3 protein-coding genes and 1 pseudogene are annotated in these 2,875 nt (G+C 66.6%); 1 reads left to right on the top strand and 3 read right to left on the bottom strand.

Annotation, left to right across the window (positions count from 1 at the left end; translation table 11 throughout):
* Positions 1-299, top strand: a pseudogene (locus tag ACRDUX_RS14550) (phosphotransferase); the annotation flags it as partial.
* A gap of 9 nt (positions 300-308) precedes the next feature.
* On the opposite strand, the gene ACRDUX_RS14545 reads toward ACRDUX_RS14550, so the two are convergent.
* The 3 genes from ACRDUX_RS14545 to ACRDUX_RS14535 form a co-directional block, all read right to left on the bottom strand.
* Positions 309-725: a Zn-ribbon domain-containing OB-fold protein gene (locus ACRDUX_RS14545; RefSeq protein ID WP_526414730.1), complete on the bottom strand. Its 417-nt coding sequence runs from the start codon at positions 723-725 to the stop codon at positions 309-311.
* Positions 722-1,858, bottom strand: a complete 1,137-nt coding sequence (locus tag ACRDUX_RS14540) for a thiolase family protein (protein WP_526414729.1) — start codon at positions 1,856-1,858, stop codon at positions 722-724. The genes ACRDUX_RS14545 and ACRDUX_RS14540 overlap by 4 nt, the downstream gene beginning before the upstream one ends.
* A gap of 14 nt (positions 1,859-1,872) precedes the next feature.
* The coding region (locus tag ACRDUX_RS14535) for an acyl-CoA dehydrogenase family protein (RefSeq protein ID WP_526414728.1) at positions 1,873-2,875 on the bottom strand (1,003 nt) is incomplete at its 5' end.

Raw genomic sequence — 2,875 nt, 5'->3', positions numbered from 1 at the left:
GATCGTGGTCGCACGACGTCGGATATGCGCTGATTGGCGCCCTGCCACCGGATCTGCGGCGAGCACACGAGGGCGAACTGCTCGACAACTACCGCGGCCGCCTGCACGACGCGGGCGTCGCGGCACTGCCCGACCGCGAGCAGATGTGGACGTCCTACCGGCAGAGTCCGGCATGGGGCTTCTGCATGTGGGCGATCACGCCCGACCAGATGTATTCCGTCGAGGTCGTCGAGGCGGTGCTCGGCCGGTTCGCCGAGGCCTACTCGGATCTGGGCACCGGCGCGCTGCTCACTTCCTAGCGCGAGGGACTACGGCGTCTTGATGACGAACTCGGGGATTCGGTAGCCGCTTTCGCCGAGAGCGACGATGCGCAGTTCGACCTGCTGGCCGATGCGGACGTCGGCGGGATCGGCGTCGACGACGGCGTTGATCCGCAGTCCCGGCTGCTCGGCCAATTCGATCAGCCCCACCACGTACGGTGGCGTCCGACCCGGCACCAGCGCCTGCCGGACCACGATGTAACTGAAGATCGTGCCCTCGCCGCTGACCTCCTCGAAGTGCACCGGACCGCCGGTGAACCGACTGCGCTCCAGCGGTGGATGGATCCACTTTCCCGTGTCGTCGCATCGGCAAATCAGCAACTTGCCGTTTTTCAGGCCCTCCCAGTAGGGCGTGGTGTCCGGGTCGGGCACCGGAACCGGTGGCAGGACTGTGGGATTGGTCATGGTTTCTCCCTGCTGTAGACGTTGGCCCCGCCGAACGGTCCGCCACCGGCGGTGACCAGCGCCAGTTGGGCGTCGTCGACCTGGCGGACACCCGCCGCGTGCCGCAGTTGCAACGCGGCTTCGTAGTGATGGTTGAGGCCGTGGATGTACCCCTCGGACAACAGGCCTCCGTGCGGGTTGACCACGACGTCACCGCCGTACGTCGCGCGCCCGGTCGAGAAGAACTTGCCGACTTCGCCCTTCTCGCAGAAGCCGAACCCCTCCATCGTGGCCATCACCGTGTAGGTGAAGCAGTCGTACATGCACGCAAGGTCCATGTCGGCCGGCGTGAGCCCGGTCTTCTCCCAGATCTTGGGACCGGCGGTCTTGGAGTACATCTCGGTCGGATCGGCCCACTCGGTCCAGCCCGCCCCACCCTGGGAGTTCGAGGACCCGACCAACCACATCGGGTCCTGCTTGCAGTTTCGGGCGATGTCCTCGCCGGTGATGAGGATGGCGACCGCGCCGTCGACCTCCGAGGTGCAGTCCAGCACTCGGAACGGTTCGTTGATCCAGCGGGCCGCCAGGTATTCGTCCATGGACAGCGGCTCGCGCCTCAGTGCATGCTCGTTGGGCCCGGCGTGCGCGCGCTGGGTGATGGCGATCTGCCCCAGATCCTCTGACGTGGAGCCGTATTCGTGCTGGTGGCGCCGGGCCCACATGGCGAACCACTGGGGTGGGACCATGAAACCCGACGCCGTGTCGAACTGGTCGTGATGAGGTACCTGCATCGGCCCTTCGATGTGGCCGAAGCGGTATCCGGAGCGGCCGTTGAGCGAGCGGTACACCAGCACCGCCTTGCACATCCCCGCCTCGATCACCGCGGCTGCCGTGGCGATCTGGTCGGCCACCAGATTGCCGCCACCGTACATCGCGTTCGCCCATGCCAATTCCTCGATGCCGAGCGCCCACCCCACGAAGATGGGCTGCTCCGAGTCATTGGCCATGAAAGTGCAGATCCCGTCGACATCGGCCGTGGTCAGGCCGGCGTCGGCGATGGCGTCCCGGCAGGCGGCGACTGCCATCCCCCTGGTGGTGCGTCCCGAGTTGCGACTGTAGGTCGTGCGTCCGATTCCAACGACGGCACAGGTCATGTCGATAGTCCAATCTACTTCGGCGCGGGATCCCTGGGTAAACCCAGGATGCGTTCGGCGACAAGGTTTCTGACGATCTCTGACGTGCCGCCTGCAATCGTGAGACACCGGCTGAACAGATAGTCGTGGACGACGTCGGGTTCGTCGCCGATGAGTATCGCCGGGCCCGTGATGCGCAACCCCAACTCGGCGACGCGTTGAGCGTGTTCGGCTCCGAACAGTTTGGCGATGTTGCCTTCGATGCCCGCTCCGGCGTCGAACACCGCGCGCGCCGCCTGCCGCAGGTTCAGCGCGACCAGTGTGTAGGCCTCGATGAGCAGCGCACCGACATCGCGCGCCAGGCCGGTGTCGCCGTCACGGTGGTGGGCGAGCAGGTCGACGAGCGCGTCGGCGGTCATCGTCACCGATCCGCCGCCGATGGACACCCGTTCGTTGCCGAATGCCGCCATTGCCACGCTCCAGCCGGCGTTCACCGCCCCGACGACATCGGCGTCGGGCACGAAGACGTCGTCGAAGAACACCTCGTTGAACAAGGTCTCGCCGGTGATCTCGGTGAGCGGCCGAATCTGCACGCCCACGTTGGCGAGGTCGATGATCATCGCCGTGATGCCCTTGTGCTTGGGCACGTTGGGGTCGGTGCGCACGGTCGCCAGCCCGCGCTGGCAGTTCACCGCGTCACTGGTCCACACCTTCTGGCCGTTGAGCACCCAGCCGCCATCGACCTGTTTGGCCCTGGTGGCGACCGCCGCGGCGTCCGATCCGGCACCGGGCTCGCTGAACAGTTGGCACCACCGTAGTTCGCCTTCGAGGCTGGGCCAGAGCAGGCGCTCCACTTGATCGGTGCTGCCGTGCTGTAGGAGGGTGGGTACCACCCATTCGCCGAGGCCGAGGCTGGGCTTGTCCAGACCGTGGAGGGCATCGTCGATGATCAGCTGCTCGACGCTGTCGGCGCCCCGGCCGTACGGCACAGGCCAATGCGGCTGCAGGTAACCGCTGCGGGCCCAGCGTCTCTGGCGG

The organism is Mycobacterium sp., from assembly GCF_050701675.1.
Taxonomy (GTDB): Bacteria; Actinomycetota; Actinomycetes; order Mycobacteriales; family Mycobacteriaceae; genus Mycobacterium.
The sequence above is the reverse complement of the archived record's forward strand: the minus strand, read 5'-3'. Positions and strand labels throughout refer to the sequence as shown.

Excerpts from the sequence above, each read along its gene's own strand:
- ACRDUX_RS14540 (WP_526414729.1), bottom strand. The coding sequence starts at position 1,858 with ATGACCTGTGCCGTCGTTGGAATCGGACGCACGACCTACAGTCGCAAC.
- ACRDUX_RS14545 (WP_526414730.1), bottom strand. The coding sequence starts at position 725 with ATGACCAATCCCACAGTCCTGCCACCGGTTCCGGTGCCCGACCCGGAC.